The following is a 4,318-nucleotide window of genomic DNA, read 5'->3' as shown; positions in this document are numbered from 1 at the left end:
TTCCAGCCTTCGCTCACGCTCATTGTTCCGCTCGCTTCGCTCGCTCCACAACTAAAGGGCTTTCAATCCCGGCGCAGCATTTTACCGTTTAATTTTTGCCGCAAACTGTCTGTATGCGAATTACTTCGCCTTTTCCTTCCAGAGTGACTCTTTCACCGGGAAGGAGAGCAAAAATCTCTTCTTTTTTGAAGGAAAATTCTGTTTTTAATCCGCTTTTGTCTGTGGCACGAATCCAGCCTTCTCCTTCAGAAACAAAAATAAGTTCGGCCTCTTTTGAACTTGGCGAGACTAAAAATGAGTATCCGCCTTTTAAAGGTTCTTTTTGCAATCTGAAATACTGGCACTCAAATTCCTCTCCAAGAGGCTTTATTTCCTGTCTTTTTTCATTCTTGATTACTTCAATGCCTTTTTCGATGTGAAGTTCCCTTGGCCGTCCCCAGTCATAAAGCCTGTAAGTGATGTTGCAGCTTTGCTGGACTTCCAGAAGACGCAAGCCACCACCGATAGCGTGAACTGTACCCGACGGGATAAAAATGAAATCTCCCTTTTTTACAGTGACCCGGTTCAGCAAAGACTCCAGATTTTTTTCATTAATAGCGGTTTTGATTTCTTCCTTGCTGGGATTTCCTTTGAGACCATAAACTAAACTTGCGCCATCATCGGAAGAAAGCACATACCAGCATTCGGTTTTGCCCCGGCAATTCTGACCTTCAAGGCGTTTTGCGTCTTCATCGTCAGGATGTACCTGCACCGACAGAGTATCATTTGCCTGAATTACTTTTACGAGAAGAGGATAATCTTTTACAAGTGCTTTGAACTCGCTCTGACAGCCGTCCGAGTGGGTGGAGGCAATCCAATCCTCATATCCCCAGACTTTCTCAGAGCGAATAGGATTTAGTTTGACCACAGTTTTTCAGGATAGTAGCCTGAGGCGATTTTCTTAGCGATTTCGTCTTTTACGACCTGCTTGTCTTCTGGGTAGGTCATGCCGAACCAGCTTTCATCGCTGGTAAAGACCTTGATTTTGCCTTCACCGTTTTTGATGATGTCGCTTGCCGCAACTGGGAGAAGAGCCTCTGCCTTGGGAAGGGCAAGGCTGGTCTTCTTGAAATTTTCCCAGTATTCCTCAAAGCCCTCAAAGGCTTTTGGAGAGAAACCGAATAGATTCATGCTGACAGTCTCTTTTCCGGTCATTTTGACAATCTGGCCGTTCAAGTCAGACTCGATTTCATTTCCTGAGAAATGCTCGCCTGTGTAATAGATTTTTGTGTTCTCGACGATTGATTTGAGATAGCCATTTTCAGTCTGTGCCACGCCACGGCTCACAGAACCGTTTCGGCTCATGGTGTTTCCAAGAATATAGCCAACCATAGCGTGCTCAGTGCAGTCATTATTTATTGAAGAAAGATAGCCTCCCAATGTCTCAAAAGCAGAGCGTCCGTAGTAGTCGTCCGCATTGATGACGGCAAAGGGCTCGTGAATGGCTTCTTTTGCGCAGAGAACGGCATGAATCGTGCCCCAGGGCTTTGTGCGTTCTGCCGCCGTTTTTTGCTCTGCCTCGCTCAAAAGGGCTGTGGGGGTCTGGAAAACATATTCCGCATCGAAATTGCGGGCAACACGGTCAAAAAGCCGCTCCCGGAAATCTTTTTCAATGTCTTTGCGGATAATATAAACGACTTTTCCGAATCCGCATTTTTTTGCGTCGAATGCGGCGAAATCCAAAAGACACTCGCCGTTCTTTCCTACTGCGTCAATCTGCTTAACGCCGCCATAGCGACTACCCATTCCAGCCGCCAAAACAAGTAATGTTGGTTTCATAGCTTTATCTTAAACCTTTAGCGATGTTTCTTCAAGAATTCCATAAATTCTTCTTCGCGGAGGGGCTTTGAGTAAAAATAGCCCTGCACCTGGTCGCACTTGATTTTTCGCAAGAAATCCCGCTGTTCTTTGGTCTCTACGCCTTCAAAAATCGTCTCTTTTTTGAGATTTTTGCCCAAATCGATGAGAGTCTCAATGAAGTTTTCGCTGGTTGCGTCCAGTTTGCCTTCTTTTGCGTCAGAAGCGAAGAGAAAAGAGCGGTCAAATTTAAGCACATTCACTGGAATCGTTGACAGCATGTTAAGGGAAGATTCGCCTGAGCCAAAATCGTCCATGGCCACCTTAAATCCTTCTTTTTGAAGCATAATCGTGACTTCCCGCAGGACATTTTTATCCATTGAAGAACGCTCCAAAAGCTCAACTTCAACGAGACGGGGCGGAATATCGTATTTTTTGAGCAAATTCGTAAAATCATGAACGAAGCGGTCGGGCTTGTCGTGGTTTCGGCTCATGTTCACCGAGACAGGAACCGTGGGCTCTCCTTTATCGAGGCTTTTGCGCAGGAATTTAAAAACTTCCTCGTAGACATAAAAATCAAGTTTGATGACAAAATTGTTTCGCTCAAAAAGCGGGATGAACGAATTCGGCGGCATGAATCCCAGGACAGGGCTTTGCCAGCGCACGAGGGCTTCCGCGCCCACAACTTTGTCCGTGTTTAAGTCAACCTTAGGCTGATACATGACAAAAAATTCCCTGTTTTTGAGGGCGTTTTCCATGTGAGTTTCGATAAAATTGTCTTCGTTTGAGCGTTTAAGCAGCCTTTCATCATAAATTGCGAAAGTCTGTAGGGCGTTTTCCTTGATTGAGTCCTTTGCAAAATGGGCACGGCTGATTAAAGTCTGTGCGGTGATTGAAGAATCCATCTTTTTGGGAATGTAGAAAGACAGACCGAATTTTGGCGAGATTGGCAAATTCTGCTGTTTTAGTTCTTCATCAAGTGTTTTAAGAGATTCCTTAAACACATGCATTGATTTGTGTACTGATGTGATTTTTATGAAAACATAGAAATGGTCTGCATAGCCACGACTCAAAATGCCGTCGAACGATTTTGTGGTTTCGTAGAGAATTTTTGAGAATTGAAGCAGAATTTGGTTCGCTTTTCCTTCGCCCTGATTCTGATTGATGAATTTGAAGCCACGAATGTCGCTTTCAATCATGATGAATTTCGAGTTTGAATAGCGTTTGAGCATTTTATTCGCTTCTTTTTCAAAATAGGCGCGAACCCACAAGTGCGTGACCGAATCAATGTGCGTTGAGAGAATCTGATGCCGTTCCAAAACCGAGTGAAGCCATATTTCCAAAAGGAAAATGAGCGCAAGCACGATTACGATGATTTCGAGGATGAAATTCTGATAGTCTTTTTGTTTCTTTTCGATTTTGGTGAATTCTGAAAGTGGGACGGTCATGCCAACCGTCCAAGGGGCATTTTCCATCTCCTTGTAGAAGACATAGACATCGTTTCCGTCCACATCGGTGGTCTGCATGACGGAATCAACTTTTTCGGTCTCTTTGAAGTCTTTAGGTTTTTTGACTCCTGAGTGAAAAGTCCAGTTTGTCCATGCGTTGTTGTAATGTTTGATGAATTTGCCGTTCGTGTCGCGGACGCTCATTTTTTTGTTCAGACCGATTTTTATTTCGTCGATGAATGAGCTGACTGTTTCGATTGTGCAGCCTGCGCAAAGAACCCCCGTTATGCGGTTTGTCTCGTCATATAAGGGCCGTGCGAACACAATGATTGGCTCTCCGTTATGCTTTGACTCAAGAACCCTGCTTACATAGAATTTTGTTTTGCCTTCCATGATGATTTTGAAATATGGACGGTCGGCGATGGAGTGATTTTCACCGTAAGAGTTGTAAGTGTTTCCTTTTGCATCGGAATAAATGATTTCCGTGAAAGTTATGGATAAATTTTTCTGCTCATTGGTGAGAAGTTCTTTTATGGCTTCAGGAGAAAGGGTTTTGTAAGCAAGCTTCGCATAAATGATGTCGATTTCCGATTCAAGATTTTCAAGTTTTGTTTGCAAGGCCAGCGTATAATCTTCCACCGTATCTTCGCATTGCTGGATAAAAGTGAGTTTTGCGTCGTTCTGAATCTTTTTGAGAAGGGTATTGGCCAGAATAATGTTTAATATAAGAATTAAAACGAGAGTTCCAAACAGAGCGAAGAGTCGTTCTATATTTGAATTTATGTAAAATTTTCGCCCCATTTTTTCTCCGAACCTTCATAACTTTAAATCTAAATTAAACTTATTTAAATCTTTCAAAATTCAACTATAACACATATTTTCATAAAAGCAAGAAAAATGTTAGAATGCGCTTATTATGAAGACATTTCCACTTTCACACGAAGAATTAAAAAAATTGGCGGAAAAGTTTCCCACGCCATTCTATCTTTATGACGAAAAAGCGATTCGAGAGAACATGCGCCGCTTCACCAAGG

Annotated in this window: 3 protein-coding genes; all 3 read right to left on the bottom strand. The window is 43.0% G+C overall.

The annotated features are described in order from the left end of the window. Positions 1 to 88: 88 nt before the first annotated feature. From B2089_RS11995 to B2089_RS11985, 3 genes are read right to left on the bottom strand one after another with little or no spacing between them, the layout of a single operon-like run. Positions 89 to 907, bottom strand: a complete 819-nt coding sequence (locus B2089_RS11995; RefSeq protein WP_296320289.1) for a type I phosphomannose isomerase catalytic subunit — start codon at positions 905 to 907, stop codon at positions 89 to 91. Beyond that, positions 895 to 1,818, bottom strand: a complete 924-nt coding sequence (locus B2089_RS11990) for a nucleotidyltransferase family protein (protein ID WP_296320286.1) — start codon at positions 1,816 to 1,818, stop codon at positions 895 to 897. Before B2089_RS11990 ends, B2089_RS11995 begins: the two co-directional genes overlap by 13 nt. Before the next feature lie 17 nt (positions 1,819 to 1,835). Continuing rightward, positions 1,836 to 4,085: an EAL domain-containing protein gene (locus B2089_RS11985; protein WP_296320282.1), complete on the bottom strand. Its 2,250-nt coding sequence runs from the start codon at positions 4,083 to 4,085 to the stop codon at positions 1,836 to 1,838. Positions 4,086 to 4,318: the final 233 nt, after the last annotated feature.

The sequence above is a fragment of the Treponema sp. UBA3813 genome, assembly GCA_002368605.1.
Taxonomy (GTDB): Bacteria; Spirochaetota; Spirochaetia; order Treponematales; family Treponemataceae; genus Treponema_D.
This window is presented reverse-complemented; position numbering and strand designations above follow the sequence as displayed.

What these genes read in the sequence shown, in the direction of transcription:
- B2089_RS11990 (WP_296320286.1), bottom strand. Translation starts at nt 1,818, where the DNA reads ATGAAACCAACATTACTTGTTTTGGCGGCTGGAATGGGTAGTCGCTAT.
- B2089_RS11985 (WP_296320282.1), bottom strand. Translation starts at nt 4,085, where the DNA reads ATGGGGCGAAAATTTTACATAAATTCAAATATAGAACGACTCTTCGCT.